The sequence below is a fragment of the Herbaspirillum sp. WKF16 genome, from assembly GCF_028993615.1.
Taxonomy (GTDB): Bacteria; Pseudomonadota; Gammaproteobacteria; order Burkholderiales; family Burkholderiaceae_D; genus Herbaspirillum.
The window spans coordinates 2,598,561-2,624,198 of record NZ_CP118632.1; the positions used below are offsets into that span (position 1 = coordinate 2,598,561).

Annotated in this window: 24 protein-coding genes; 13 read left to right on the top strand and 11 right to left on the bottom strand. The window is 68.1% G+C overall.

Annotated elements, in window-relative coordinates; genetic code table 11:
- Window positions 1-68: 68 nt before the first annotated feature.
- Window positions 69-566 carry a Csu type fimbrial protein gene (locus Herbaro_RS11880; protein WP_275009837.1) on the top strand — a complete coding sequence of 166 codons (498 nt, stop codon included), beginning with the start codon at window positions 69-71 and terminating at the stop codon, window positions 564-566.
- On the opposite strand, the gene Herbaro_RS11885 is transcribed toward Herbaro_RS11880, so the two are convergent.
- Window positions 560-1,636, bottom strand: coding sequence for a zinc-binding metallopeptidase family protein (locus tag Herbaro_RS11885; RefSeq protein ID WP_275009838.1), 1,077 nt, complete (start codon window positions 1,634-1,636; stop codon window positions 560-562). The two genes, Herbaro_RS11880 and Herbaro_RS11885, sit on opposite strands and share 7 nt — an antisense overlap.
- Window positions 1,637-1,747: 111 nt before the next feature.
- Window positions 1,748-2,644 (bottom strand): class A beta-lactamase, encoded by an 897-nt coding sequence (gene bla / locus Herbaro_RS11890; protein ID WP_275009839.1) that lies wholly within the window; start codon window positions 2,642-2,644, stop codon window positions 1,748-1,750.
- 248 nt (window positions 2,645-2,892) lie between these two features.
- On the opposite strand from bla, the gene Herbaro_RS11895 reads away from it, so the two are divergent.
- Both Herbaro_RS11895 and Herbaro_RS11900 read left to right on the top strand, forming a co-directional pair.
- Window positions 2,893-3,189, top strand: coding sequence for a YciI-like protein (locus tag Herbaro_RS11895; RefSeq protein WP_275009840.1), 297 nt, complete (start codon window positions 2,893-2,895; stop codon window positions 3,187-3,189).
- Between the two features lie 136 nt (window positions 3,190-3,325).
- Complete coding sequence (locus Herbaro_RS11900) at window positions 3,326-4,207, top strand: PCC domain-containing protein (RefSeq protein WP_275009841.1); 882 nt, start codon at window positions 3,326-3,328, stop codon at window positions 4,205-4,207.
- Between the two features lie 286 nt (window positions 4,208-4,493).
- Here Herbaro_RS11900 and Herbaro_RS11905 read toward each other — a convergent pair whose 3' ends face one another.
- From Herbaro_RS11905 to Herbaro_RS11925, 5 genes are all read right to left on the bottom strand, one after another.
- The gene (locus Herbaro_RS11905; RefSeq protein ID WP_275009842.1) at window positions 4,494-4,862 is read right to left on the bottom strand and encodes a response regulator; all 369 of its coding nucleotides are present in this window, start codon (window positions 4,860-4,862) and stop codon (window positions 4,494-4,496) included.
- A 64-nt stretch (window positions 4,863-4,926) separates the two neighbouring features.
- Window positions 4,927-5,868 carry a chemotaxis protein CheX gene (locus Herbaro_RS11910; protein WP_275009843.1) on the bottom strand — a complete coding sequence of 314 codons (942 nt, stop codon included), beginning with the start codon at window positions 5,866-5,868 and terminating at the stop codon, window positions 4,927-4,929.
- A gap of 40 nt (window positions 5,869-5,908) precedes the next feature.
- Window positions 5,909-6,475, bottom strand: coding sequence for a hypothetical protein (locus Herbaro_RS11915; protein WP_275009844.1), 567 nt, complete (start codon window positions 6,473-6,475; stop codon window positions 5,909-5,911).
- 8 nt (window positions 6,476-6,483) lie between these two features.
- Window positions 6,484-7,209, bottom strand: coding sequence for a methyl-accepting chemotaxis protein (locus tag Herbaro_RS11920; protein ID WP_275009845.1), 726 nt, complete (start codon window positions 7,207-7,209; stop codon window positions 6,484-6,486).
- 42 nt (window positions 7,210-7,251) lie between these two features.
- On the bottom strand, window positions 7,252-9,684 hold the full coding sequence (locus tag Herbaro_RS11925) for an ATP-binding protein (protein WP_275009846.1): 2,433 nt from the start codon (window positions 9,682-9,684) through the stop codon (window positions 7,252-7,254).
- A 343-nt stretch (window positions 9,685-10,027) separates the two neighbouring features.
- Here Herbaro_RS11925 and Herbaro_RS11930 point away from each other — a divergent pair, with 343 nt between their 5' ends.
- The 4 genes from Herbaro_RS11930 to Herbaro_RS11945 are packed head-to-tail and all read left to right on the top strand — an operon-like array spanning window position 10,028 to window position 13,600.
- On the top strand, window positions 10,028-10,237 hold the full coding sequence (locus Herbaro_RS11930) for a hypothetical protein (protein WP_275009847.1): 210 nt from the start codon (window positions 10,028-10,030) through the stop codon (window positions 10,235-10,237).
- A 33-nt stretch (window positions 10,238-10,270) separates the two neighbouring features.
- Entirely contained in the window at window positions 10,271-10,456 is a 186-nt protein-coding gene (locus Herbaro_RS11935; protein ID WP_275009848.1) for a hypothetical protein, read from the top strand.
- A 28-nt stretch (window positions 10,457-10,484) separates the two neighbouring features.
- Window positions 10,485-12,815, top strand: a complete 2,331-nt coding sequence (locus tag Herbaro_RS11940) for a VTT domain-containing protein (protein WP_275009849.1) — start codon at window positions 10,485-10,487, stop codon at window positions 12,813-12,815.
- 11 nt (window positions 12,816-12,826) lie between these two features.
- Complete coding sequence (locus tag Herbaro_RS11945) at window positions 12,827-13,600, top strand: endonuclease/exonuclease/phosphatase family protein (protein ID WP_275009850.1); 774 nt, start codon at window positions 12,827-12,829, stop codon at window positions 13,598-13,600.
- A 9-nt stretch (window positions 13,601-13,609) separates the two neighbouring features.
- On the opposite strand, the gene Herbaro_RS11950 is transcribed toward Herbaro_RS11945, so the two are convergent.
- The 4 genes from Herbaro_RS11950 to Herbaro_RS11965 form a co-directional block, all read right to left on the bottom strand.
- Window positions 13,610-13,945 (bottom strand): hypothetical protein, encoded by a 336-nt coding sequence (locus Herbaro_RS11950; protein WP_275009851.1) that lies wholly within the window; start codon window positions 13,943-13,945, stop codon window positions 13,610-13,612.
- A gap of 365 nt (window positions 13,946-14,310) precedes the next feature.
- Window positions 14,311-14,970: a TetR/AcrR family transcriptional regulator gene (locus Herbaro_RS11955; protein ID WP_275009852.1), complete on the bottom strand. Its 660-nt coding sequence runs from the start codon at window positions 14,968-14,970 to the stop codon at window positions 14,311-14,313.
- 189 nt (window positions 14,971-15,159) lie between these two features.
- Complete coding sequence (gene lepB / locus Herbaro_RS11960; protein ID WP_275009853.1) at window positions 15,160-15,852, bottom strand: signal peptidase I; 693 nt, start codon at window positions 15,850-15,852, stop codon at window positions 15,160-15,162.
- A gap of 80 nt (window positions 15,853-15,932) precedes the next feature.
- Window positions 15,933-17,333, bottom strand: a complete 1,401-nt coding sequence (locus Herbaro_RS11965) for a CoA transferase (protein WP_275009854.1) — start codon at window positions 17,331-17,333, stop codon at window positions 15,933-15,935.
- A 112-nt stretch (window positions 17,334-17,445) separates the two neighbouring features.
- On the opposite strand from Herbaro_RS11965, the gene Herbaro_RS11970 reads away from it, so the two are divergent.
- The 6 genes from Herbaro_RS11970 to Herbaro_RS11995 all read left to right on the top strand — a co-directional run bounded on the left by Herbaro_RS11970 (window position 17,446) and on the right by Herbaro_RS11995 (window position 25,414).
- Window positions 17,446-18,645: a citrate synthase family protein gene (locus Herbaro_RS11970; RefSeq protein ID WP_275009855.1), complete on the top strand. Its 1,200-nt coding sequence runs from the start codon at window positions 17,446-17,448 to the stop codon at window positions 18,643-18,645.
- A gap of 215 nt (window positions 18,646-18,860) precedes the next feature.
- A complete protein-coding gene (locus Herbaro_RS11975) occupies window positions 18,861-19,373 on the top strand; it encodes a sigma-70 family RNA polymerase sigma factor (RefSeq protein WP_275009856.1) in 513 nt (170 codons plus the stop codon).
- A gap of 38 nt (window positions 19,374-19,411) precedes the next feature.
- Window positions 19,412-20,458 (top strand): FecR domain-containing protein, encoded by a 1,047-nt coding sequence (locus Herbaro_RS11980; protein WP_275009857.1) that lies wholly within the window; start codon window positions 19,412-19,414, stop codon window positions 20,456-20,458.
- 93 nt (window positions 20,459-20,551) lie between these two features.
- Window positions 20,552-23,008 carry a TonB-dependent siderophore receptor gene (locus Herbaro_RS11985; protein ID WP_275009858.1) on the top strand — a complete coding sequence of 819 codons (2,457 nt, stop codon included), beginning with the start codon at window positions 20,552-20,554 and terminating at the stop codon, window positions 23,006-23,008.
- 2 nt (window positions 23,009-23,010) lie between these two features.
- Complete coding sequence (locus Herbaro_RS11990; protein ID WP_275009859.1) at window positions 23,011-24,075, top strand: YncE family protein; 1,065 nt, start codon at window positions 23,011-23,013, stop codon at window positions 24,073-24,075.
- A gap of 97 nt (window positions 24,076-24,172) precedes the next feature.
- Window positions 24,173-25,414, top strand: a complete 1,242-nt coding sequence (locus tag Herbaro_RS11995) for a multidrug effflux MFS transporter (protein WP_275009860.1) — start codon at window positions 24,173-24,175, stop codon at window positions 25,412-25,414.
- Window positions 25,415-25,638: the final 224 nt, after the last annotated feature.

Genomic DNA, 25,638 nt, shown 5'->3' on the forward strand with positions numbered 1-25,638 from the left:
TCCCACTGCCGGGTCACAACAATGCAGAGGCGGCAAGATCGCCGCCAAGTCCGGCCAGAGGAACGACAATGCTCAGGAAATGCTTCAAATCAACCGGCCTTGCGCTGGCCGTCGTCCTGGCGACGCCATGCGCGCCGTCGCAGGCGGCCACCGGCGTGGGCAGCATCAGCGTCGGCACCAATGTGCTGTCGCTATGCCTGGTCAGCGGCTCGACCATCGCATTCGGCACCTACAACACCGCGGCGCAGCTGGACCAGACCGGCACCATCACCGTGCTGTGCACCTTCGGCACCAGCTACAACGTCGGCCTCGATGCCGGCTCGGGCGCCGGCGCTACCACCACGGTGCGCAAGATGACCGGCCTGGGAGGCGATACGCTGCACTACGCGCTGTACCGCAACGCCGCCCGCTCCAGCCTGTGGGGCTCGACGGTCGGCGCCGATACCGTCGCCGGCACCGCCAACGGCCTGCTGCAGAGCCTGACCGTATACGGCCGCATTCCCTCGGGCCAGGCGCCCAAGGCCGACCTCTACTCCGACACCGTCACCATCACCCTCACCTACTGAACCTGGCCGCCCACCACTTCGTGGACGAAGCGCAGCTTGTCCAGCACCGGCGTGGACAGCGTGAACGGATAGGAGTCCGGCATGCCGATGCTGCGGTTCAGGCTGTTGAGCACATAGGTCAGCGCAAACCATTCCCCGGCCAGCTCGTCGAAGGAATCGGTGGCGGCCGGCGACGCCCTGATCACCAGTTTCTGCTCGTCGGCGTTGCGCGGGCGCAGCTGCACGCCGCAGGCGTAGGCCGTCTCCAGCGTGTCGAACATGTGCAGGTAATGGGCCCAGGTCTCGGCCCAGTCTTCCCAGGGATGGCTGCTGGCATAGGCGCTGACGAAGCGTTCTTCCCACTGCTCGGGCGGCCCGTTCTCGTAGTGCCGTTGCAGGCTGGCGCCGTAGTCCTCGCGCTCATCGCCGAACAGCGCGCGAAAACCGTCGAGCCAAGCGCTCTGCGCCACCAGCCGGTCGAAATAGTAATGGCCGCTCTCGTGGCGGAAATGCCCCAGCAGCGTGCGGTAAGGCTCGGCCATCTGCTCGCGCGCCTTCTCACGGTAGGCGGGGTCGGCCTCGGCTGCGTTGATGGTGATCACGCCGTCGGCATGCCCGGTCAGCACACGCTCGCCGTGCGGCATGTCCTGCAGGAACTCGAAGGCCAGCCCGGCCTCCTCGTCCTCGGTCTTGGGCACCGGCTGCAGCCGCAACGTCCACAGCGAATGCAGCAGGCGGCGCTTGGCGGTTTCCAGGCGACTCCACAGCACGCGATTGTTGCCGTCCTCCAGCGAGGGGATCACCCGCGTCAGGCGGCATGAGGCGCACAGTTCATGCGGGCTCTGCGCGTCCACCATCCAGTTGCAGACGTTCTCGCGCCAGTAGTTCACGCATTGCCGGAACGCGCGCCCGCGGTGCTCCGGCCGCGCGCTGCGCCAGCGTTGCGGCGCCGCGCCGTCTTCCTCGATCGGCGAAAAGCTGGTAATGGCCTGCAGTTCCGGCTGGTAGCCCAGCATCCAGCCGCAATTGCCGCATACCGTGTTCTCGAAGAACACCTGCTTGCCGCAGTTGTCGCAGTGAAAAGTCTTCATCGTCTCCCCTCGTGGTCGTCATCGCCGCGGCGCCGGGCCGCTGATGATCCATTGGAAGAAGGATGGCGCATTACGTTCCGCGCCGCCGGGTATCCGGGCGGGCCCGGATGTTCAGATGAAGTGTTCGCCGACGATGCGGGCGGCGGCCGCCACCACGTCGTTGCGCATCGGCGCGTCCTTGGCGGTCTGGGTGAAGTAGATCGCCAGCACCACCGGCGATTCGTTGCCCGGCCAGATCACCGCGACATCGTTGGTGGTGCCGTAGTCGCCGCCGCCGGTCTTGTCGCCGATGATCCAGTCGCGCGGCATGACCGAACGGATGCGGGTGCCGCCGGTGGTGTTGCCGCGCATCCAGTCCACCAGCATGCGGCGCTGCAGCTCGGGCAGGAACTCGCCCAGCAGCAGGCCCTGCAGCGTCTGCGCCATCGCCAGCGGCGTGGTGGTGTCGCGCTCGTCGCCGGGCGCGGCGCTGTTGAGCTCGGTCTCCATGCGGTCCAGGCGGAAGCCCTGGTCGCCGATCTTGCGCGCGTACTCGTTGACCGCCCTGATCCCGCCCAGCTCGCGGATGAGCAGGTTGCCGGCGGTGTTGTCGCTGTATTGGAGGGCCGCCGCGCACAGGCCGCTGACCGACATGCCGGCGCCGATCGCCTTCTCGGTCACGGGCGAATAGGCCACCAGGTCGCCGGCGCCATAGCGCACGCGGCGCTGCAGCAGCGTGGAGTCCTCCAGGCTGCGGGTCAGCACGGCGCCCACCAGCACGATCTTGAAGGTGCTGCAGAACGGGAAGCGCTCGGTCTCGCGATAGCCGACGCGGGCCGACGAGGCGCCGCCGGCGTTGTCGATGGCCATCACGCCCAGCCGCCCGCCGGATTGTTTTTCCAGTTCGGCCAGTTTCTGCCGGATGACGGCGCTGTTGTCGGGACGTTCGCGCACCAGGGCGCAGCCGCCCAGGAGCGTGGAGAGGCCGCCTGCGATGAGCAACGTGCGGCGGTTTGGCGATGGAGTCATGGTCTTGTCTTTGTTATTGGCATGCCGCTGGGCCATCCGCGCCGCCGCATGTGGGTTCGGTGATCTGTATCAGGCGCGCGGCGACCGGAATGGTTCCGGGCTGTCAGCAAGATTTCATATTCGCCGCGCCCGCTGCCGCATGGCGACGGATATGGGCATGCAATGGAGAAACTCAAGGGCTGCCGCATGGCTTTTCGGCCGGTGCTATAGTCCTCGCTTTCCCCGCCGCCAGGATAAAGGACAAGGCCATGAACTACCTTCTCATGTACGATTTCGTCCCCGACTACCTCGAACGCCGCGCCGCCCATCGCGCCGAACACCTGGCGCTGTGCAAGCAAGCCGTCGCGCGCGGCGAGCTGGCCGCCGGCGGCGCCGTGGGCGATCCGCCGGAGAGCGGCCTGCTGCTCTTCCTGGGGCAAGCCGCCCATGCCGAGCGCTTCGCCGCCGCCGACCCCTATGTGCTGCACGGCCTGGTCACGCGCTGGCAGGTCAAGCAATGGAACACCGTCACCGGCATTGCCGCGCTGGTGCCGGATCCGCTGTAAGCCGCCTCGCGCGACCGGTTAAAAACATTCACCAGCAGGCCGCGCCGGAAAACCGGATAATGCCTTATCGTCTACTGAATACAGAAAAGCCGCCGACGAGCCGCTCAGCCACGACAGGACGCACCAAGGAGACCCCATGTCCGCACGCCCCGCATTCGCCCGCACCGTCCGCCACCCCGGCAAGCCCGATCCCGTTCGCATCGTCACCCTCGAAGCCCCCGCCCTGCGGCACGATTTCACGCTGCAGGCCGGCCACAACCTGCGCGACGCCATGAGCATCCCGCTGGCCCAGGCCGGTATCGACGGCGGCACGGTGCGCTTCGAGAACCTGCAGGTGAAGCCGTTGCACTTCCTGATGCCGGCGCTGGCCGTGGACGACCAGCACGCCGCCTTCTACAGCGACCCGCACAGCATGGAGGAAGGCACCCTGATCGAGTATGCGGTGGCCACCTATGGCCGCAAAGACGGCGAGCCCTTCGTGCATTGCCACGCGGTCTGGCGCGGCCGCGACGGCCAGCGCCAGGGCGGCCACCTGATGATGGACAAGACCGTGGTCGCCGCGTCCGGCCAGGCGCAGGCCTGGGGCGTGCGCGACGCCACCATGGCGACCAGGTACGATCCGGAAACCAATTTCACCCTGTTCCACCCTACCCGCCTGAACGACGCCGCGCCGCCGGCCGCCGGCGGCAAGCGCGTGGTGCTGGCGCGCATCCGCCCCGACGAAGACCTCACCATGGCGGTGGAAGACGCTTGCCGCTCGCACGGCATTGCCGACGCCATCGTGCGCGGCAGCGTGGGCAGCATCATCGGCGCCGACTTCGAGGACGGCCGCGTGCTGGAAGACCGCGCCACCGAGATCCTGGTGCGCGCCGGCGAAGTGAAAGACGGCCCGCAAGGCCTGCGCGCGCGGCTGGAGATCGGGTTGATCAATCCCGAAGGCAAGGTCTGCGAAGGCGTGCTGGCGCGCGGGCGCAACCCCGTACTGATCTGCTTCGAGCTGGTGCTGGAAGAACGCTAGGCGCCAAGCAAAACGCCGCCCGAAGGCGGCGTTTCACCGAGACAAATCGCGGGCTCTTGTCGGCCCTGCGCTGCCTCCCCCTTTTCCGACCTTGCGGCCGGCCCCACGAGTACTTTTGTCGATCCACCGCGCGCGACCAACGCCGCTGGGTTCCTGCTTTCGCAGGGACCACAGCCAATGAATGGCCTCGAACAACCAAGGGTTCAGCTTACCGTCTCCCTGTCGTCCTGACGCAGGTCAGAACCCAGCGGCGTTGAGCGAACCTCAAGACACGGCGAACGCCGCTTCAGGCCCCCACCAGCTTCTTGAACGTCGGCAGCACCGCGTCGCCCTTGAACGGCTTGACGATCCAGCCCTTGATGCCGGCCGCCTTGCCGCGTTCCTTCATGATCGGCGAGTTCTCCGTAGTCAGCATGATGATGTTCACGCTGGCATTGCCCAGTTCGCTGCGGATCTTCTCGGCCATGGTCAGGCCGTCCATGTTGGGCATGTTGACGTCGGACACCACCAGCTTGATGGCCGGATCGCCCTTGAGCTTGTTGAGGCCGTCGCGGCCGTCCACGGCCAGCGCCACGTCCAGGCCGTTCTTCTTCAGGAAATCGCCGACCTCGGCGCGCACGGTGCTCGAATCGTCCACTACCAGGATTTGTGCCATATCGTTTCTCTCTCAGTGATGTTTGCTTGATTTGCGTGATTGCTTGATGGGTGCGGCCGCGCCTTCAGAACAGCTCCAGCTCGCCGCTTTCGAACAGTTCTTCCACCGACGCCTGGTTCTCGGCGAACGCCTCGGGCGACCACGACAGGTTGAAGATGAAGCGTTGCAGCAGCGCCACCGGCGCGCCGCCGTCCTTGCCCGTCAGCACATACTTGAAGCACAGCTGCGGGTCGTCCGAGCCGAACGAGATGTAGCGGTGCTGGTGGTTGATGACGATGGGCACCTGGCTTTGCTGCGGTATCGGCTGGGCCTGGTTGATGAAGCGGTTCTTGAACCAGCCCCAGATCAGGTTGGTGACCTCGCCCAGCGCGTTGTTGAGGTCGCGGAAATCCTCGGTCTCGCCCGGCACCAGGGTCTGCAGCGCGCGCTGCTCGGCCTGCAGCATCATGTAGCCGCGGCACCAGCTGCTCTCCAGCGGGATCAGCGTGAACACCTCGCCGAAGATGATGCGGTCGCGCACCAGGTAGGGCTTGTCGATCTCCACCGTCATCGACGGGAACTGGCTCTCCAGCACCATGCGGCTGATCTCGGCGATGCCGCGCACCAGCGCGTTCGGATAGCTCTGGCTGAAGATGGACGACGCCACCGCCGGCGCCAGCGCGTCGATATCCTCGATGCGGTAGATGGCGCTGAACAGGTCGGCCTCGCGCGGGTCGATGCGGTCGTCGGCGCCGGCCTCGCGACGACGGCGCAGGAACAGCGGCAGTTCGGGGCGCACCTCGTGGATGCGGCGCGCCAGGCCGCGGCCGGACTCGCCCAGGCCGGCCAGGCTCTCCGAGAGCATCACGCCGCCCAGGTCGACGTTGCTGCGCAGCACCGCCATCACATGCTCCTCGTGCGCCTTCAGGCCCACCAGGTTGTGGCGCTCGCAAAACGACTTGATGGTGCCGTAGCAGTCGGCATCCTTGTCCAGCACCAGCACCTTGCTGGTGATTGCCGCATCCATGCTCACTCTTTTCTCCGTATCCGATCGCGCCGATCCCGGCTCAGAACAATTCCAGCTCGCCGGTGCTGACATCCTCCTCTTCGGCCGACACCGTGAAATCCATCGCGTCGTAGGCCGAAATGCACAGCGAGACGTGCAAACGCGGCGACTCCGGGATTTCCACGGCGAAATGCCGGATGTGCGCGGCGTTGAGGCGTTGCAGGTAGGCCGCGCAATTGCGGTCGATCACGTTGGGCGTGGACATGCCCAGGTGCGGGAAGAAGCGGCCCAGGTCGCGGTTCAGGATGCCGCAGCACAGGTTGCCGCATTCGGCGATGGCGTCCATGAAGCCCTGCTCGCCCATCTCTTCCGCGTCGACCCGGTTCAGGCGCGCGAAGTGGCCGCGGGTGGCCGCGTCCGGCGTGAAGTAAAACATCACCATCAGGCGAAACAGATAGGACGACACAGTCAGCACCACGATCTTCTTTTCGCTGATGGCGGATATATCCTCGATCGCGGAAATCTCCACGCTCGACTCCGCCGGCACCATGCTGGCCTTCAAGGCCTGCTGCAGCAGCGTGTCGAAGCCGTCCCGGGCGGACTGGCTGATCAGGTTCGCACTTTCCATTGCCTCGTTCATGCGGCCTCGGCCAGCGTGTCCCTGGTCTTCTTGTTGATCAGGTCCAGGCCGATCACCGCGCCCATGATCATCTTGCCGCCGGCCTGCAGGTCCTGGAAGGTGGTGGTGGTGATCAGGTCGTTCTGGTACAGGTTGGCGCGATAGCTCTTGGAGAGTTTCTCGGCGCGCTGCGCCAGGTCGCGCACCTCGGAGGCCACCACCGCGAAGCCGCGGCCGTGGGCGCCGGCGCGCGCGGCTTCGATGGACGCATTGAGCGCAACGATGATGACCTGGTTGACGATCAGCGCGAACTCGTCGTTCTTGCGGTGCATCTCGCGGTTGTGGGAGATCAGCACGTTCATGTCGTCGTGCCAGCGCTCGAAGGTGCGGATCAAACCCAGCAGCCTGGCGATGGTGTCCTGCGAGGCGTCGCAGTTCTCCATCATGCGCGCCACGCTTTCCGACTTGCGCGACGACAGCCTCGCAATCATCTCTTCACCGTCGCGGCGCATTTCTTCCATGCGGCGCTCGCCGTCGCGGCGCTCCTGCTCCAATTGCAGCTGGTGCCCGGCGACATCGCGCCGCTGCTCTTCCAGCGTCTCCTGGATGCTGCGCTTGAGGGCCTCGACCTGCTCCAGGTCGATCATGCGCGCCGCGCGCGCCTTCTGCCGCCGCCACAGCCACGCCATCGGCGCTCCGGCCAGCAAGGCGCCCAGCGCCAGGAAGACTATCGAGTTCCACATGGATTCATTTCCGCATCATTGCTTCGTTAGCGCATCGCCGCTTCAGGCCACCTGTGGATTGCCGTCGGCCGGCAATTGCACCGGGTGGGGCTGTTCCTGGCCGGCCACCGGATAAGGCACGTCGATGCCGTCCACTTCCACCGCCACGCTCTCCGGCAGCATCACGATGATCTGGAACGGCCGGAAGGCGGCGCCTTCGGCGGTGTCGGTGAAGCGGATCTCGATCTTGCCGTGCTCGCGGATGACGAAGTCCAGCACCGCGTCCATGCCCACGCCGCGGCCGGAAACCTCGGTCACCTCGCTGCGGGTGGAGAAGCCCGGCTGCAGGATCAGGCGCGCCAGTTCCGCATCCGAGAGCGCCTGGTCGACGGTGATCATGTTCTTTTCGATGCCGGTCTGGCGCACGCGCTCCAGCGCCAGGCCGCGGCCGTCGTCGGACAGCGCCATATGCAGCATGCCGCCCATCACGCCCATCTCCAGCTTGATGGAGCCGGCTTGCGCCTTGCCCTTGGCCAGGCGCTCTTCCACGCTTTCCAGGCCATGGTCCATGGCGTTGCGGATCAGGTGCATGAACACGTTCTGCAGCAGCGGGGAGGCGTAGCTGTGGATCACATAACCGTTGTCCTCGATCTCCACCAGCGGCGCGGCCTTGCCCAGGTCGGCAGCCAGCGCCGGCAGCGAGCCGGTGACCGGCGCCAGCACGTCCTGCACGGCTTCGGTGCCCAGCAGACGCAGCGTGCGGCGCACTTCGTTGCGCACCGCCACCAGCTCGTGCAGGTTGGCGGTATTGACGTGCTCCAGGCGATGCAGGCTTTCCTGGATGTGCTTGCGGTCGATGGTCAGCACATGGCGCTCGTAGCCTGGAGCGGCGGTCGCGGCATCGGCGGCGCCGGCGCTTGCGCGTCCCAGCGTGACCTCGTTGATGCGGGCGTAGCGGTCGATGATCTCGCGCACCTGGGCCAGCTGCAGCAGCAGGTCTTCCTGCTGCCAGACGGCGCCGGTTTCCGGATGGCGCAGGTCGTCGTAGTGCTGCTCGGCCTCGTGCACCACGTTGGCCAGGTGCAGCAGGCCGTAGGTACGGCCGTTACCCTTGATGGTATGCATGTTGCGGAACAGCTTGGCGATGGCGAAGGCGGTGGCCTCCGGATTCTGGTGCACGATCTGCTCGTTCTCGTCCAGGAAGCGGCGCGCGCTGCCGATGAACTCGGCGAACTTGGCCGGCGCCACGGCGAGGATCTCGCCGATCATCTCCAGCTCGCGCTTTTGCTCGTTGGCCTCGGCCGCCAGGTGGCGCAACTCGGTGACGTCGCGCACGCACAGCATCAGGCGGATCACCGTGTCGTTGTCGTCGGTGATCGGCGACCACGAGAGGTCGAGTATCTTGCGGGCGCCGCCGGCCATGGTCTTCTCGACCTCGCCCACCATCAGGTGTTCGTTGAACGCGAAGTTCATCACGTCCTCGCCGATGCAGGCGCCGCCGATGGCCTCGATCTGCGACAGCGTGTCGGCGCCCAGGTTGGTGCCGGAGAACACCAGCTCCATCATGTCGCGCCCGGCGATGTCGGCGGTCTCGAACACGGTTTCCAGGAAGGCTGAATACTCGGGATGGATCTTGTTGCCGTCGACGATGGTCAGGATGCCCTGCGGGATGTTCTGCAGCATGGCCTGCATGTCGGCGGTCTTCTGGCGCACCTGGGCCGAAGCCTCCTCGATCTTTTCCACCATGCCGTTGAAGGCGACGATGGAGTGGCCGACCTCGTCCATGCGCTGCACCGGCAGGCGGCGGGTGAAGTCCTGGCTGGCCGCGATCTCGCCCATCATGGACGACATGCGGCTGATCGGGCCGGTGATCTGGCGGTACAACAGGAAGCCCAGCCCGCCCAGCAGCAGCACCGCCACCGCGGTGACGATGGTGATGGTGGTGGTGGTCTGCGAGAGCTTGTCGTTCAGGGAGGCGATGGCGCCGTCCTTGAAGCGGTTCTTCTCGATGCGCAGCGTGTTGACGATGCCTTCCAGCTCGGTCTGGTACTGCATCACGCCGCCGAAGAACTGCGCCTGGGCGATCTCGTTCTTGCCGGCCAGCTTGAACTTGGCGGTGTTGTCGATGGCGCCGAAATAGTTGTCCAGGCTCTCGCGCGCCTGCTCGATCAGGCCGCGCTGGGCCACGCCGTCGGCCTGCTTCTCCTGCAGCGCCAGCGCCTGTTCCAGCACCGCCTTCTTCTCGGCCAGCTTTTCGTTTTCCTGGGTCACCAGCTGGTTGTCGGTCTCGGTCACCATAACCATCGCCGCCAGCTGCACATCCTTCAGTTGCCCCATCAGGTCGGACGACGCCAGCACGCTGGGCATCACGCCTTCGGTCACGGATTTGACTTCGACCGCGCTGCCGCGCGACTGGTACATCGCGTAGCCGCCGATGCCGGCGATGGCGATGAAGGTGAGCATCACGAGCAGCGTGATGCGCATACGGATGGTCATTGAATTCCCCTTGTAGTGGCGATCCGCTGCACCGTTTCAGGCTCATCCCAGGAGCGTGAACAGACGATCAGGACTTGGCGGATGCGGGGCGAATTGTTGCATTCAAGTATTACTGCTGCGTGACAAGGCACGGGCGCCGGCTCGAGGCGGCCGCAGGCTCGCATCCGTCCGGACCGCAACGGAGGCCGGCCGCCAGGCGCCCTGCGGGAACAGTGCCGTATTGCAATCCCGCAGACTCGTAACAGGCGACAGAGTCGTCCTACATCAGCTTGGGCACCTGTCCGATGTTGCGTCGGCGCGACCGGCGCTATGGTGGCTGCTCCATCGTTGAAAGGAGAACACCATGCAGCACAAGCACTCTCCTCAGGCCGCCCCGCAACAGCACGACGCCAATACGCCCGGCAATCCGTTTGCCGACCAGGCGCAGGCCCAGTCCGAAAAGCAGCAGCAGGCGATGGCCGCCGAAAGCGAACGCCAGGCCGCTTCCCGCGCGCACGTGGAACAAGGCAACGCGCACATCAAGCAGCCGGACAAGTCGCGCAACGGCTCCTGAGCCTCCTGACACCCAACCGACAAGGAGCACATCATGAGCAACACCAAACCGCTGGCGCAGGAATACGCCAACTCGACCGAAACCAGCCTCGACAAGAGCAAGCCCGAGCGCTTCCCCAGGCAGGAGCAACCGCAGATCCAGAGCGGCGCCTCGGCGCGTCCCATGGACGGCAAGAACAAGGCGCGCGAAGAGCATCCGATTTCGGTCGGCAAGCCCTGAGTGCGCAGCATCACACTCCGGAGCCAGCATGCGAGATCCCGCCCAACCCGATACCGAAGGCGGCCTGCTTCAACCCGGCCGCAACTGCTGGCGGCTGGAGCACGCCGACCGCTTCAAGCTGCTGGTGGATGCTGCGCAATATTTCGCCGCGCTGCGCTCGGCCCTGCTGAAGGCGCAGCACAGCGTCTTCATCCTGGGCTGGGACATCGACAGCCGCACCGACCTGGCGCCCGAGGGCGCGGACGACGGCTTCCCTGCCCAGTTGGGCGATTTGCTGCACGCGCTGGTGGCGCAGCGGCCGCGCCTGCACATGCATGTGCTGAACTGGGACTACGCCATGCTCTACGCGCTGGAGCGCGAGTGGCTGATGGCCAGGAAGCCGGGACGCGAGCGCAGCAAGCGCCTCCATTTCCACACCGACGCGCACCATCCCGTGGGCGCCTCGCATCACCAGAAGGTGGTGGTGATCGACGACCGCCTGGCCTTCGTCGGCGGCCTTGACCTGACCCGCTGCCGCTGGGATACGCCCGAGCACGCGCCCGACAATCCGCTGCGCCGCGATCCCGATGGCAAGCCCTACGCGCCCTTCCACGACGTGCAGGCCATGGTCGAAGGCGACGCCGCCCAGGCGCTGGGCGAGCTGGCGCGCCGCCGCTGGCGCCAGGCCGGTTACGGCGAGGCCGGCAAAACGGTGCAGGCCTCGCCCGACGCCACCGATGTCTGGCCGGACGGCTTCGAGCCCGACCTGCGCGATATCCGCGTCGGCATCTCGCGCACCGAACCCGACCATGACGGTCGCGCCGGCGTGTTCGAGATCCGCCAGCTGTACCTGGATGCGATCGCCGGCGCACGCGATTTCCTGTTCTTCGAGAACCAGTATTTCACCTCCAACGTCCTGTCCGAGGCGCTGGGCGCGCGCCTGCGCGAAGCCGACGGCCCCGAGGTCGCGGTGGTTTCGCCGCGCACCCAGAGCGGCTGGCTGGAACAGGCCACCATGGGTGCCCTGCGCGCGCGCATCCACCATCGCCTCAAGCATGCGCCGCCCGGCCGCGACGACCGGGCGGCGACGCGCTACCAGATGTACAGCCCCTGCCTGCCGGGCCTGGGCGAGGATTGCCTGAACGTGCACAGCAAGGTATTTGCGATGGACGATCGCCTGTTCTCGGTGGGGTCGGCCAACATGAGCAACCGCTCGATGGCCGTCGATACCGAATGCAACCTCAGCATCGAGGCGCAGGGCGACGCCGCCAAAGAGGCCGAGGTGCGCGCCGCCATCGCCCTGATGCGCAACCGCCTGCTGGCCGAACACCTGGGCGCGCAGCCCCAGGCGGTGGCCGAGCGCATCGACGCCGGCGGCAGCCTGCACGCCGCCATCGCCGAACTGCGCCAGCCGGACGGGCGCCACCTGGCGCCGCTGGATCCGCGACTGATCCCCGAGCTCGATGCCCTGACCCAGGACAACGCCGTGTTCGACCCCGAACGTCCGATCAGCCCCGATGAGATCGTCGACGCCTACGTGCCCCACGGCGCCCGCAAACCGGTGCCGCGCCGCATGATCGGCTTGTGCCTGCTGGCGGTCGCGCTGGTGGCCTTCGCCCTGGCCTGGCGCTTCACGCCGCTGCGCGAATGGATCAACCTGAGTTCGATGATCGCGCTGGCGCGCAGCGTGGACAAGATGCCGTTCACCCCGGTGATCGTGATCGCCGCCTTCGTCGCGGCCGGCATGCTGATGGTGCCCATCACGGTGCTGATCGCCGTGGCCGGGGTGGTATTCGGGCCGCTCTACGGCGGCCTCTACGCCACCACCGGCGTGGCGCTGAGCGCGGCGCTGGGTTTCTACCTGGGCAACTGGCTGGGCCACGACGCGCTGCGCCAGATGCTGGGGCCGCGCATCAACAACCTGAGCCGCCGCTTCGCCCAGCGCGGCATCGCCGCCATGGCGGTGATCCGGCTGCTGCCGATCGCCCCCTTCACGGTGGTCAACGTGGTGGCCGGCGCTTCCCACCTGGGCCTGCGCGACTACATGATCGGCACGCTGATCGGCATGGTGCCGGGCATCGTGCTGACGGTGATCTTCTCGCACAACCTGGCCGAGGCGATCCGCCATCCCAGCCTGCAGACCGTGCTGGTGCTGGCCCTGGTGACCAGCGCGCTGATGCTCACCGCCTTCGGCCTGCAAAAGCTGCTCAAGCCGCGCGAGGCAGGCAAGCGCACGCGCGCCAGCCAGCCTATGGGCGAGCGCGAGCAGCAGGCGCTGCGACGCGACGAGCCCAAGGCCGACGTGAAGAGCGGGACGCACTACCAGGAACTGCAGGCGCCCTCCGGCCGGCATGCGCACGTGGAGGCGCGCCGGGCGTGACGGACACCGCGATGCAAGCGCCGCTGCGGCGCAGCCCTGAGCAGGCATCGGATACCGAACTGGTGCTCAGCGCCGACGTGCCGCTGGACAATCTCGATCCCTGGCCGCTGACCGTGGCCACCTACAACATCCATGGCGCCGTCGGCACCGACGGCAGGTTCGCGCCCGAGCGCATTGCCGCCGTGCTGGGGGAAATCGAAGCCGACGTCATCGCGCTGCAGGAAGTGCCGCTGGGCGGCAGCGCCCAGCCCGACGTGCTGGACCTGCTGCGGCGGAGCACGGGTTTCCACGCGGTCGAAGGCCCGACCATGCAAACGCCCGACCGGCGCTACGGCAATGCGGTGCTGAGCCGCTACCCGGTGCTGGCCACCCAGAGCATCGACCTCTCCTTCGGCAGCCGCGAGCCGCGCGGCGCGCTGGACGCCGACATCGACTGCCGCGGCCACATGCTGAGGGTGGTGGCCACCCACCTGGGATTGAAGCCGGCCGAGCGGCGCCAGCAGATCAAGCGCCTGCTGCAGGCCTTCGATACCGACCAGGCGCCTGTGATTTTGATGGGGGATGTCAACGAGTGGTTCGTCTGGGGACGCGCGCTGCGCTGGCTGGTCTCGCACTTCGAGGCGGCGCCGGCGCCGCGCACCTTCCCGTCGCGCTGGCCGCTGTTCTCACTGGACCGGATATGGATCAGCCCGCGCCACCGGCTGCTGCATGTGGAGGTGCACCAGACGCCGCTGGCGCGGGTGGCCTCCGACCACCTGCCGCTGATCGCGCACATCGACGGCTGACGCGCCGCCTCAGCAGATGCGCCGCTTGCCGTTCCACAGCTTGACCGCCAGCGCCACCCAGATCAGCAGGAACAGGGTATTGCAGGGCAGCCAGATCATCTGGGTCCACACGTAATCGCTGACCCAGCTGGTCACCACGTCGCGGCAGCCGCATACCTGGTCGGCGTAAAGCAGCTCGCCGGTCTCGCGCGCGGCGGCGAACTGCAGCCACAGGAAGCCGAACACCAACGGAATCATCACGACGCCCGCCGCGCACCAGCGCCGGGTGTGGCGGTGCCTGCGGCACCAGTCGATCTTGCCTAACGGGCCGTCGCCGGCGCATCCGTTCATTGCCTCGCTGTGCATTTTTCCCCCTTGCACTTGCATCTGTCGTTACACCCCTGGATTGCCGCCGGCCGCCTGCAAGGCGTCCTCCGCCGGACGACAACCGCCAGCCGGCCGCCCTGCGGGAGGCCGGATCTTGTTCGAATCTGAATGAAGGTATCGGACGGGAAGGACGCCTGCCATCTACAGGCGCATCAGGGTGGCGACGCCGTGACGGCGTTCGCGCGGCAAACGCGGCAAACGCAGCCATTGCAACCGCAAAAGACATTTTGTTGCGCAATAGGCAATGCACCCAGAACCAATACGATACGTTTCGTCTCGGATTCTAGGTGCAAATTATCTTGCACTCAACAAAATTTACGCTTGTTAGCTCGAATATTTACCAGTCACTGTACCAAGGGTTGATCGAGGGCGATGCTGCCCAACACCAGCTTCAGCTGGGACTGAATCTGGCGCTCGTCGATGTCGGCGCTGCCGGTCAGGAGCCGCTGCAGCAAGGGGGCGTACAGCAGATCGAATACCAGGTTCAGGTCGAGATCTTCCCTGAACTCGCCGCGCTGGGCGCCGCGGCGCAGTACATTCACCAGCGCCACGCGGCGCGGTTCGAGGTAATTGTCATTGAAGATGCGCATGGTCTCGTCATCGAACTGGGCCAGCGCGATCATCTCGCGCACCACCCGGCCGGATTTGCCGCGCAGCAGCTGGGACAGGCGCGTCATGTGGTCTTCGATGTCGTGGCGCGAAGCGCCGCTGTCGCCGATGGGGGGCATCGGCTCGACGGCGCGCAGCAGCGCCTCCATGGCAAGCGCGCTCTTGTTGGGCCACCAGCGATAGATGGTCGCCTTGCCCACGCCGGCGCGCGCGGCCACACCTTCCAGCGACAGCTTGTCGAAGCCGATCTCCTCGAGCATCACGTACGTGGCGTCGAGGATGGCGTCATGGCTGACCGCGTTTCTGCGGCGGCCGGTTGCCGGATCGGAAATGAAGGTGAGTGAAATGATGTGCTCCAATGACAATTGCAGGTAATCCGAGATATATATCGGCATGCTCTGCAACAACTTGAGCGTTTTTTGTCATCAATGGAACAGGGGCGGCGCGAATCCGGGACGCCGCCCAGGCCGACGGTCCGACCAGGGACGGATGGAAATAATATTTATATTTGAAATCAATTACCTGGAACGCAAACTTAAAGTGACTTGATGCGCTTTCTCATCCGACTTCAAGTGCTCCTCGCTTCACTTCCCTGCCGCAGCCACATCCAGCAAAGCGCCGAAACGGCCGAAACGCGGCCGGTAGCCGTTCTCGGTGTCGAGCGAAAAGGCGATGCGGCGGGTGCGCCCCATCAGCTCGCTGCGGGCGAAGAAGCCGTAATAGCGGGAGTCCGCGCTGTTGTCGCGGTTGTCGCCCAGCATCAGGTAATGCTCGGGCGGCACCACCACCGGGCCGTAGCTGCTGCGCAGGCTGGGATGGCTTTCGGATAGCCGCACCAGGTGCGACATGCCGTCCAGCTGTTCGTCGCGGTACGCGGCCTGCTCGGCGCCGTCGCCCTCCAGCGGACGCACGCTGGCGCGGCTGTAGCTGGCGGCCTGGCCGTTGATGTAGAGCACGTTGTCGCGCAGCTCCACCACGTCGCCCGGCAGGCCGATGACGCGCTTGAGCAACAGCTCGCCGGCCTCTTTCGAGTCCACCGTCACGATATCGCCGCGGCGCGGTTCGCCCAGGCGGGCCAGGCTGATATGGGTGAGCGGCAGGCGCAGGTCGTAGGCCAGCTTGTCGACCAGGATGCGGTCCCCGATCAGCACCGTGGGCAGCATGGAGCCGCTGGGCACCACGTTGTAGTCGGCGATGGCGCTGCGAAACACCACCATCAGCGCGAGGAAGACCATGAGGCCCTTGTATTGGCCCAGTTGTTTCTTGATTGGCGGCATGGCAGGTCCCTGGCAGTCGATGGCGGTATGCGGATGCGCCGGCCGATGGGTCGGCCGGCGCGCTCGCCATGCTACCGCGTTCAGCGCCACTCTGCCGGAACCGATCGCAATGGCGAGGCCGGCAAGTCCCAGCGCATCGCCATGCCGGCGACGCGCAGCGGCGCCCGTAGCCGGCGCGCCGGCCCCCAGACCGTGTTTTCCTCTTCGGCGTCGAGATCCTCGCCGGTCTCGGCGGCGAAGGCCGGTTGCGCCGGCCCGGTCGGATATGCCGCCAGCAGCCGCGCGGTGCGCGCCAGCGAGAGCCGGTATTCGCTGCCCTCGCCCGACTGCCGGCGGCGCGTCAGCCCGCGCAGCGCCGAGGCCGCCAGCAGGTAGCCGGTCGCATGATCCAACGCCTGCACCGGCAAGGGCGCGGGTTTGTCGCCGCCCTGCCGCCGCATGCCGGCGTCGGCGATGCCGCTGCTCATCTGCACCAGGCTGTCGAAGCCGCGCCGCCCGGCCCAGGGGCCGCTCCAGCCATAGGCATCCAGCGCCACGTCCACCAACCCGGGATTGAGCTGGCGGCGGCGCGACGGTCCCAGGCCCAGTTGCTCCAGCGCCTGCGGCCGGTAGCCGTGCACCAGCACATCGGCCTGCGCCAGCAACCGCTCCAGCCGCCTGCGCTGCTCCGGTTGCGCCAGGTCGAGATGGGCGCAGCGCTTGCCCAGCGTCATCTCCGGCACCACGCCGGGCTCGTCCCATGAAAGCGGATCGATGCGCAGCACGTCGGCGCCGAAGCCGGCCAGGAAGCGCGTCGCGGTCGGCCCGGCCAGCACCCGGGTCAGGTCCAGCACCCGCACGCCGGCCAGCGGCCGCACCGGGTCGAAGGGCGCGGCGCTTCGATGGGAGGCGTCGAAGCCCTGTCGCCACACCAGCGGCTCGGCGGCCACGGCAATGCCCTGTGGATGCCCGGCCCACTGCTCCAGGCTGCGCATCTCGGCCGCGCAGCCGCGGTTGGCGACGATGGCGGCCTCCAGCTCCCCGGCCTTCCAGCGCGCCACCGCCCGGGCGACCTCTTCGCGCGGCGCGGATTGCGGATCCAGTCCCAGCACCTGCAAGGCCGCCGCGCGATGATGCGGGGCATTGGTGTGCAGCCGGATCCAGCCGTCGGCGCCGCGATAATCGCCGGCGACCGCATCCCACAGCGCCGGCGGCGTCCAGCCGTGCGCGCGCAGCGAGCTGGAGAACCACATCGAGGCAAGCCGGCGGTCGCAGCCGACGGCCGGCAAACAGCCGCCCGCGGCCTGCGCCAGCTCCGCCAGCGCCAACCCGGCGGCGGCCACCGAGGCTTGCGCCAGGTCGCTGGCGGCAAATACCGACGGCAAGGCCCCGCCGCCGTCCAGGCTGACGGCCGACAACAGCGGCGGCGCGCCCTCCAGGGCCTGCCAGATCTCGGCCAGCATGCGCGCGGCCACGGGGGAAGTCAGAGATTGCTGCGACATGGCGGACTCCTTTTTTTGCATGGTTCGTATCGTGATGAAGCCAGCTTACTCCGCTTGAATTAATCGTCAATATTGATTAATTTAGTCAACATATCGATTTCCATCGGACTCCATGAGCGCCTATTTGTCCTCCGCCGACGCCGCCGCCCTGCTGGGCGTGTCGCGCCAGACCCTGTACGCCTACGTCAGCCGCGGCCTGCTGCACGCCCATCCTGCCGTCGACCCGCGCGAGAGCCGCTACCTGGCCGAGGACGTGCAGCGCCTGGCAGATCATCGCCCGCGCGGCCGCAAGCCCAAGGAAGCCGCCAAGGCCGCGCTGAGCTGGGGCCTGCCGGTGCTGGAATCGGCGCTGACGCTGATCGAGGACGGACGCCTCTACTACCGTGGACGGGACGCGGTGGCCTTCAGCGAGCAGGCCAGCGTCGAGGAGGCTGCCGCGCTGCTCTGGGATTGCGCGCCGCAAGACGCCTTCGGCCCCGAGCCGCCCGCGGTCGCCGCCGGCTTCGCCGAGTGGCGCGCGGCCTTCGCCGGCCGCCGCGCCGAACACGCGCTGCTGCCGCTGTTCGCGCTGGCCGCGGCCGACGACCTCGGCGCCCAATGGCAATTGCCGCCCGGCCGGCGCCTGGCCAGCTGCGGCGCGCTGGTGCGGCGCCTGGCGGCCTGCCTGCTGGGCAGCGCGCCCTCGGCCGCGCCCTTGCATGAGCAATGCGCCATGGCGTGGCGGCTGGACGCCGGCGGCGCCGCCCTGGTCCGGCGCGCGCTGGTGCTGTGCGCCGACCATGAACTGAACGCCTCCGGCTTCACCGCCCGCTGCATCGCCTCCACCGACGCCAGCCTGCAGGCCTGCGTCACCGGCGGGCTGGCCGCCCTGAGCGGCCCGCGTCACGGCGGCACCACGGCGCGGGTGGAGGCCTTGCTGGACGAGCTGGATATGGCCGCCGGCGCGCCCGGCGCGGCCGCGCGCATCGACGCCAGGCTGGCGCGCGGCGACGACCTTCCCGGGTTCGGCCACCACCTTTACCCGGCCGGAGACGTCCGCGCCGCCGCATTGCTGGCCACCATCCTGCCGGCCCATCCCGACTGGCAAGCCGCCATCGAGCGCATCCGCGCCCTCACCGGCCATCCGCCCTCGGTCGACTTTGCGCTGGCCGCGCTGCGCCGTCACCTCGGCCTGCCGCCGGGCAGCGCCTTCGGCATCTTCGCGCTGGGCCGCTCGCTGGGCTGGATCGCCCATGCGCTGGAGCAGCGCGCGACCGGCAGCCTGATCCGCCCGCGGGCCGCCTACACCGGACAGCGCCCACCGGCCGCATGAACGGCGCGCACGCATGCGTTCGAAATGCAACGATGAGGCGGTTAAAATTTGTGAATAAGAATTGTTCCTAATATAATCAGCCGATGCGCAGACCCGCCGCCAGGCGGCGGGTTCGTGCCGGATCCAGCCGCTTCTGCCACGATCATCGTTCGATTCGCCCCGCCGCTCCGCCGCCCTGCGTTTCGTCCTCGTCCAGTCCTACTTCCGACAGCATCGTGGCTTACTCCAGCAATCCGCCCTTGGGCGACTCCCTCGAACAGGTCTACAGCAGCCATCATGGGTGGCTGCACGCCTGGCTATGGCGCAAGCTGGGCTCGCGCGAGGACGCCGCCGACCTGGCCCAGGACACCTTCCTGCGCCTGTTGTCCAGCAAGCCGTCCGAACGCTTGCTGGAGCCCCGCGCCTACCTGCGCACCGTGGCCAGCGGGCTGGTGGTCAACCACTGGCGCCGGCTGGAACTGGAGCGCGCCTATCTCGACGCCCTGGCCGCCCGCCCCGAGCTGGTGGAACCCTCGCCCGAGCAGCGCGCGCTGGTGCTGGAAACCCTGATGCGCATCGACGCCATGCTCGACCGGCTGGCGCCCAAGGTGCGCCAGGCTTTCCTGATGTCGCAGCTGGACGGCCTGACCTACCTGCAGATCGCCCGGCAGCTCGGCGTCTCCGACCGCATGATCAAGAAATACATGGCGCAGGCCATGCTCCAGTGCATGCTCCTGCTCGATCAGTAATCCGCTCCCCTCACTCCCACTCCAGCCAGCCATCCGCCATGCAGGACCGCCTTCAGCTGCACCGCCCCCAGGAATCCCCGCCGCCGCCCGCGCTCGACCCCGGCCCCTCCTATGCCGAACTGCAACAGGCCGCCGAATGGTTCGCCATCCTGCGCGCCGATGACGCCGGCGAGCCCGAGCGCCTGCGCTGGCGCCAGTGGCTGGAGCGGGACGAGCGCCACCGCGCCGCCTGGAAGCGGGTCGAAGCCGTCAACGCCGAATTCGGCCTGATGCCGCCGGCCGTGGGCCACCGGGTGCTGGCCCAGAACGGCCAGCGCCGCCGCAAGGCGATCAAGGCGCTGGCCTGGCTGGCCGCCGGCGTCATGGTTGCCGGCGGCGCCGGCAGCTCGCGCGAATTGCGCGGCTACCTGGCCGCGCTCAACGCCCGCTACCGCACCGGCGTGGGCCAGATCGAGCGCCAGCAGCTGGCCGACGGCTCGCTGCTCTGGCTCAACACCGCCAGCGCCGCCGACGCCGACTACAGCGACGTGCTGCGCCGCCTGATCCTGCATCGCGGCGAGATCATGATCCAGACCGCGCACGACGGACGCACCCCGGCCCGGCCGCTGGTGGTGGACGTCCCGGCCGGGCGCCTGCAGGCGCTGGGAACGCGCTTCCTGGTGCGACTGGAGGAACACGGCGCCACGCTCACGGTGCTCGAAGGCAAGGTCATGATCACCCCCGCCGGCGGCGGCGCGCCAACGCTCATCGGCGCCGGCTGGCGCGTGCGGTTCGACGCCGGCCGCGTCGATGCGGCCACGCCGGCCGACGAGAGCATGGCCGCCTGGTCGCGCAAGCTGCTGATGCCCGACGGCATGCGACTCGACGAGTTCCTCGCCGAACTGGGCCGCTATCGCCGCGGCTATCTCGGCTGCGCGCCGGAGGTGGCGGCGCTGCGGCTGGTCGGCGTCTATCCGCTGGACGACACCGAGCGCGTGCTCAACGCGCTGGAAGCCAGCCTGCCGGTCAAGGTGCACCGCATCCTGCCGTGGTGGGTCACGGTGGACGCGGCCGAGGCCGCCGGCGCCGCGCGCAAGCCGGGCTGAAAAATAATCGGATTTTTTCGCGTCGGCGGTTCCCTTTTCCGAATCTCGCTTGGCAATGGAAGCAATAGACCAACGAATTCAGGAAGGATCACCATGCGCCCCACTCCATCGCCCCTCTGCGGCCAGCCGCGCCTGCGCACCCTGGCGCTGGCGGTTCACCTCGCCGCGCTGTCGCTGCCCTTGCTGGCGGCCCCTGCCGCCCACGCCCAGCAGACGCAGGCCCAGGCCTCCCGCAGCTACGCCATCGCCGCCGGCCCGCTGGGACAGGCGCTGCGCCAGTTCGCCGCCGAAGCCGGGATCCTGCTCTCGGCCGACGCCCGCCTGACCCAGGGCAAGACTTCCGCCGGCCTGCAAGGCAGCGCCTCGTTCGAACAGGCCCTGGAGCGTTTGCTGGCCGGCAGCGGCCTGTCGGCGGTGCGCCAGCCGGACGGCAGCTTCGTGGTGATCGACGCCGGCACGACCGGCGCCAGCGCCGACGGCCAGCTGCCGCAGGTGGCCGTGGTGGGCGCGGCCTCCGGCGAAGCCGACGGCACCTATCGCGCCGTGCCGAACGCCTCCACCCTGCGCGGCGCCGTCTCGGCGCTGGAAGTGCCGCAGGTCGTCAACGTGGTGCCGGCCCAGGTCATCAAGGACCAGCGCCCGCGCAACCTGGACGACGCCGTCGGCGCCGTCAGCGGCCTGACCCAGGGCAATACCCTGGCCGGCACCCAGGACACCATCATGAAGCGCGGCTTCGGCGGCAACCGCGACGGTTCGGTGATGCGCAACGGCATGCCGCTGGTGCAGGGCCGCGCCTTCAACGCCACCGCCGAGAGCGTGGAAGTGCTCAAGGGCCCATCCTCGCTGCTGTACGGCCTGATGGATCCGGGCGGCGTGATCAACATCATCACCAAGAAACCGCAGCTGGCGCAGCGCAACGAGCTCTCCTTCGCCGGCTCCAGCTATGGCGACGGCAAGAACGGCGGCCAGCTCACGCTGGACACCACCGGCCCCATCGGCGACTCCGGCCTGGCCTATCGCCTCATCGTCGACCGCACCGACCAGAACTACTGGCGCAACTACGGCCAGATCCAGGAAACCGTGGTCGCCCCCTCGCTGGCCTGGTACGGCCGCGACACCCAGGTGGTGTTCTCGATGGAGCAGCGCGATTTCCTCTACCCCTTCGACCGCGGCACCGCGATCGATTCGCGCACCGGAAGGCCGCTCGCCGTACCGGCCGATCGCCGCATGGACGAGCCCGGCAACGACATGAAGGGCAGCAGCGAGACGGCGCAGCTGAGCATCGACCACCGCCTCGATGCCGACTGGAAGGCCCACATCGGGCTGAGCTACAACCGCGAGATCTACGACGCGCGCCAGTTGCGCGTGGCCAGCGTGAACCCGGTCACGGGCGTGGTCACGCGCAGCAACGACGGCACCCGCGGCGCGCTGTCGACCGACAACTACGCCATCGCCTACCTGGACGGCCACCTGGACCTGGGCGGCATGCGCCACGACATCCAGTTCGGCAGCGACATCGAGTACCGCAAGATCTATCGCGCCAACCTGCTGCGCGGCGCCAGCAACAGCACCACCTTCAACATCTACAACCCGGTCTACGGCCTGCCGCAGCCGGCCAGCGTGGTCTCGGCCGGCGACAGCGCCCAGACCGACCTGTTGCACAACAAGTCGCTGTTCGCGCAGGACGCGCTGCACCTGGGCCAGAACTGGATCCTGGTGGGCGGCCTGCGCTACCAGAGCTACAGCCAGCTGGCCGGCCGCGGCCGCCCGTTCAAGGCCAACACCAACCTCGCGGACAGCAAGTGGCTGCCGCGCGCCGGCCTGATCTACAAGCTCAGCGAAGAGCTTTCGCTGTACGCCAGCTACACCAAGTCGCTCAAGCCGACCTCCACCATCGCGCCGCTGACCGGCGGCACGGTGATCGACTCCAACGTCGCGCCCGAACAGGCCACCTCGTGGGAAGGCGGCCTCAAGTACGACAACCCGAGCGGCCTGTCCGGCTCGCTGGCGGTGTTCGACATCAAGAAGAAGAACGTGCTGGTCTCGCAGCTCAACAACGTCACCGGCCTGACCGACTGGCGCACCTCGGGCGCGGCGCGTTCGCGCGGCGTGGAGCTGGACGTGACCGGCCAGTTGAGCCGCCGCCTGTCGATGATCGGCAGCTATTCCTGGCTCGACGCCAAGACCACCGAAGACCCGCTGTACGCCGGCCTGCGCCTGTGGAACGTGGCCAGGCAGACCGCCGCCATGACGCTGGCCTACGACGTCGGCTCGATTGCCGGCGGCAACGACAAGCTGCGCGTGGGCGGCGGCGCGCGCTATGTGGGCGATCGCCCGGGCGATTCGGCCAACAGCTTCATCCTGCCGTCCTATACGGTAGCCGACGCCTTCGCCACCTACGACACCACCATCGGCGGGCGCGCGGTGAAGCTCCAGTTCAACATCAAGAACCTGTTCAACAAGGTCTACTACACCTCCAGCGCCAACCAGAACTTCGTCTCGATGGGCGATGCGCGCCAGTTCTCGCTGCTGACCTCGCTGGAGTTCTGAACATGCGCGCCATGATCGCAACGCTCCTGCTGGCCGGCGGCCTGCAGGCCGGCAGCGCCGGCGCAGCCGACGCCATGCCGGCGCTCTCGCTGCGCGCCGACGTGCTGCCCGGCAGCGGCCACAGCTGGGGCCTGGGCGCGCTCGATCCGACCCGCCCCTACCTGTTCCTGGCGCGGCGCGAGAACGGCCTCACGGTGTTCGATACCGCCGCCCACGCGCCGGTGAAGAACGTGGCCGGCACCGAGGGCGCCAACGCGGTGGCCTTCGCCCCGCAGCTCGATCGCGCCTACGTGGCCTACATGGACGGCTCGCTGGGCGTGCTGCGCCTGTCGGACCTGACGCAATTGCAGCGCATCGCGGTGGACGACGGCAACCTCAACAACCTGGTCTTCGACGCCGTCTCCGGCCACTTGCTCATCACCAGCGGACGCCGCGCGGGGCGCTCGGCGATCTGGCTGTTCGACCCGCGCGACGGGCGCGTCGTCAAGCGCCGCGAATTCGACGCCCGCAAGTTCGACGCTCCGCTCGGCCTGGCCGACGGCAGCGTGCTGCTGCCGCTGCGCGACGAAGGCCGCGTGATGCGCATCTCGGCGGCAACGCTGGAGACGCTGCCGGGCTGGAGCGGCAAGCAGTTTCCCGGCTGCGAGCATCCCTCCGCGCTGGCCGCCGACGAAAAGCAAGGGCGCCTGTTCGTGGCCTGCCGCGGCAAGAAACCGCAGTTGACGATCGCCGGCCTGGATGACGGCGCGCCGCTGGCGTGGCTGCCCGCCGCGCCGGCGATCAATGCCCTGGCCTGGGACGGCGCGCGCCGCCTGCTGCTGGTCCCCAGCGGCGACGCCGCCAGCCTGACGCTGGTCGGCCAGGATGCTGGCGGCGCCTACCGCGCGCTGGGCTTTGCCGGCACCCGCCCGTGGGCGCACAACATGGCCTACGACGCCGCGCGCGGCGTGGCTTACCTGTTCACCATGGACTTCAGCCAGCCGGCTCCCGACGCGGCCGGGCAAAAGCAGGATCCGCAATTCCACCCCGACAGCTTCACGGTACTGAGCGTGAGCTTGCGCCCCTGAGCGCGACGCATCCGGGCGGCGGCGGGCGCGCCGCCCGCTTTTGCGTTACAGTGGGCGGCGTTGCCCGACGTCACTACCTGCCCCCGCCGCCCGCTCCATGTCATCCTCCGCCCCCGGTTCCGACCCGAACCAAGCCGCCGCCATCCCTGTTCCCGCACGCCAAGGCCTGTTCACGCTGGGCGTCCTGAGCGCCCTGATGGCGTTCGCCTCGATCTCCACCGACGTCTACCTGCCCGCGCTGCCGGCCATGGCGCTGGCCTTGAACGCCGGCCACGGCGCGATGGAGCTCACCATCTCCGGCTACCTGATCGGCTTCAGCCTGGGCCAGCTGGCCTGGGGCCCGATCAGCGACCGCTACGGGCGCCGCCTGCCGGTGGCCATCGGGCTGGTGCTGTTCATCATCGGTTCAGTGGGCTGCGCGCTGTCGGGCAGCGTCGGCACCATGATCGCCTGGCGCGTGCTGCAGGCCGTGGGCGCCTGCGCCAGCGTGGTGCTGGCGCGCGCCATGGTGCGCGACCTCTACGCCGGCCCGCAGGCCGCGCGCATGATGTCCACGCTGATGACCGTCACCGCCATCGCCCCGCTGATCGGCCCCGCCGTGGGCAGCCTGATCCTGCAGGCGGCCTCGTGGCGCGCCATCTTCTGGGCCCTGGTGGGCGTGGGCATCGTGACGCTGGCGGCGCTGCGGCGCCTGCCGGAGACCTTGCCCGCCGAGCGCCGCAATCCACGCGCGCTGGACGGCGCGCTATCCATCTACGCCAGCCTGCTGGGCCAGCGCCCCATCCTGGCCTACATGGGCACCGGCGGTTTCTTCTACGGCGGCATCTATGCCTACGTGGCCGGCACGCCGGCGGCCTACATCAGCTACCACCACATGTCGCCGCAGGCCTACGGCGTGCTGTTCTCGCTGGGCATCGTCGGCATCATGCTCTCCAACCAGGTCAGCTCGCGGCTGGTGCTCAAGCTGGGCAGCGACCGCCTGATGCGCATCGGGGCGCTCAGCGCGGCCGCCTCGGGATTGCTGCTGGCCGTCACCGCCGGCTTCGACATCGGCGGCGTGGCCGGGCTGGCGCTGCCGCTGTTCGTCTTTGTCGCCGCCAACGGGCTGATCGTGGCCAACGCCATCGCCGGCGCGCTGACCGGCTACGGCGAGCGCGCCGGCGCGGTGTCGGCGCTGGTGGGCGCGGCCCACTACGGCACCGGCATCCTGGGCTCGGCCCTGGTCGGCCTGCTGGCCGACGGCACGCCGTGGCCGATGGGCCTGATCATCGCGGTGTGCGGCGTGGGCTGCGCCCTGTCGGCCCTGAGCGTGCCGCGCAGGGACATGGGCCAGGCCTAGGCCGGCAAACTGACAGAAATGTCATATTGACGTCAGCATGGGGTTGAGCGGCAGGGATTACAGTGGCGCACAGTAGCAGCAGTGGCCGATGGTTTCGCGCTGAGGGGCGTGTAATGCCGGCCTGTCCTTCATCCGTATGCCCATCCGCGTGTACCCTATGGTCGTTCCGTTTCGCCGTGCCGCAGCCAGCGTCAGCGTCAGTCATTTCACTCATTCCCAACATC